Source organism: Chloroflexota bacterium, assembly GCA_018648225.1.
Classification (GTDB): domain Bacteria; phylum Chloroflexota; class Anaerolineae; order Anaerolineales; family UBA11858; genus NIOZ-UU35.
Genome location: JABGRQ010000038.1, coordinates 1 through 1,826 on the forward strand (window position 1 = coordinate 1; position 1,826 = coordinate 1,826).

The following is a 1,826-nucleotide window of genomic DNA, read 5'->3' on the forward strand; positions in this document are numbered from 1 at the left end:
GGATGAGTTCACTGCCGCTCAAAATTGGACGCTCGTTGGCATCGTATTCGAACTCGTCCCAGTAATCGCAGTCGTAACAATCTTCATCGCTTTGGGATGTAGAGTTATTGGGAGGGTTTTCTTCAAAATCGAAAGCCGTATACTCTTCGAAAGCCCGGGTTACGGTAATACAGCCCAGGGAGAAAAACATAACCAACAGTACAGATAAAATCGTGATGGTTTTTGATTTTGGGGACATAGAAGCTCTCTTTCGCAATCATCTTGGCGTATGTAAATAGCACACAGTTTCCCGAATACGGTCAACTACTTGCTGCTTCTGCCCCCAGGATAGTCTATTTTCATATGAAATACATCGACCCAGAGGTGTAAATTCCTCTAGGCCTTGAGGCTGAATTATTATTCATCTAGAAAGCTTATTTTATGACCATCGCCAGGATATTGCCGACTACAAATATCCCCAGAAAGACCCAGATCGGCCCGGCGTTCTCTGCCTGGTTCGAGAAATAGAGCAGTGCAGATGGAACGACCATCAGCAAGAAAGCTGTCAGATGGGCTTCGAATTTGTGTGCTCGAATCCAAGAAATCATGGCGTTCATAGAGTCTCTTTTATTAGGAATGCAGGAACCCAAGAAAGGTTGAGAAATGTATATTCATGCATTCCTGGCTTGCTTAGGATCATTTTTCTTCGTAATAAAACGCGCCGGGAAAGTCATCGGCAACTCGTTTCTCTTTTCCGCTCCAGCTATCGATGTCGATGCGCAAGACAGCGGTAACTTTCAAATCGGTGTCTGTGGTGGGTTCGTAATCCACATCGGGTTTTAGATGAGGGAAGTATTTATCACAGAGTAACTGCAAGCCGTGTTTGGCCTCTTGGGGGTCTGCTACCAGGCTGATATGGCCAAAGGCAACCACACCGGCGAATTCGACACCAAATTCCATGGCGCGTTCATCGGGCAGCAGGCGCCCCATTTCACTGGCACTGAAACATACCTGGGGCTGGGCGGCCACATTCTCGATGGTGCGGCCCTTCTTGGCTCCATGCATGTAAATGGCGTGCGTCTCGGGGTCGTAGGCGAAGTTGCGCGTGACTAAAAATGGTTGCCCTTCATATTCTGTGGCCATTGTGCCCATCGGTGCCCGAAGAATGAAATCTCGAATCCAGAGCTCGTCTTTGGCCCGGTCGTGACGGCGAATTTTGTTGATGTTGTCTTGCTCCAAGGTATATCACTCCTGAACGGGTTGTAGAATTTTGGTGAGCGTTCTTTTCCCAGCGCGTATTTTTCCAGCATAATTTTAAAGCATGGCGACACCAATGAGCGTCAAAACGCTGATCAATAAGAGCAGCAGGCCTGTGTACACCAACATCTTGCGCATGACTTCGCCCTCCCGCCCGGCCATGCCGCCGGTGCTGGCACCGACCACGATCTTTGTTGGTGCGATGACCGAACCCAAGGCGCCACCTGAAGTTTGAGCGGCCAATATCAGGGCGACGCTATATCCCAGCAGTTCCGCCGTGCGCTGCTGCAGGGCCGCGAAAACAACGTTCGAGTTGGTGTTGCTGCCGGTCATGAAAGCACCCAGGGCACCGATCCAAGGAGAGACGAAGGGGAAGGCGGCCCCAACCCCCTCAGCCAGACCGCGTGCCAGGGTTTCTGTCATGCCGGCATGCTGCATAACCGTGGCCATGGCAACCATCGAGGCGATGCCCACGCTGGATGACATCACCCGTTTGATGGTGCCGCTGATGATGCGTCCGGCAGCTCCAGCTGTGTACCAGCCAGCCAGCTTATAGATCAGATAGGCCAGGATCGAAGAATACAACAGGA

Annotated in this window: 4 protein-coding genes; all 4 read right to left on the reverse strand. The window is 51.1% G+C overall.

The features are described from left to right. Window positions 1–238, reverse strand: a 238-nt coding sequence (locus HN413_01810; GenBank protein ID MBT3389124.1) for a hypothetical protein, incomplete at its 3' end; no start/stop codon positions are given. 175 nt (window positions 239–413) lie between these two features. After that, window positions 414–596 (reverse strand): hypothetical protein, encoded by a 183-nt coding sequence (locus HN413_01815; protein MBT3389125.1) that lies wholly within the window; start codon window positions 594–596, stop codon window positions 414–416. A gap of 79 nt (window positions 597–675) precedes the next feature. Next, window positions 676–1,218, reverse strand: coding sequence for a pyridoxamine 5'-phosphate oxidase family protein (locus HN413_01820; GenBank protein MBT3389126.1), 543 nt, complete (start codon window positions 1,216–1,218; stop codon window positions 676–678). Between the two features lie 75 nt (window positions 1,219–1,293). Beyond that, on the reverse strand, window positions 1,294–1,826 hold a 533-nt coding region (locus tag HN413_01825; protein ID MBT3389127.1), incomplete at its 5' end, for an L-lactate permease.

Coding starts and splice junctions, on each gene's coding strand:
- HN413_01815 (MBT3389125.1), bottom strand. CDS start 596: ATGAACGCCATGATTTCTTGGATTCGAGCACACAAATTCGAAGCCCAT.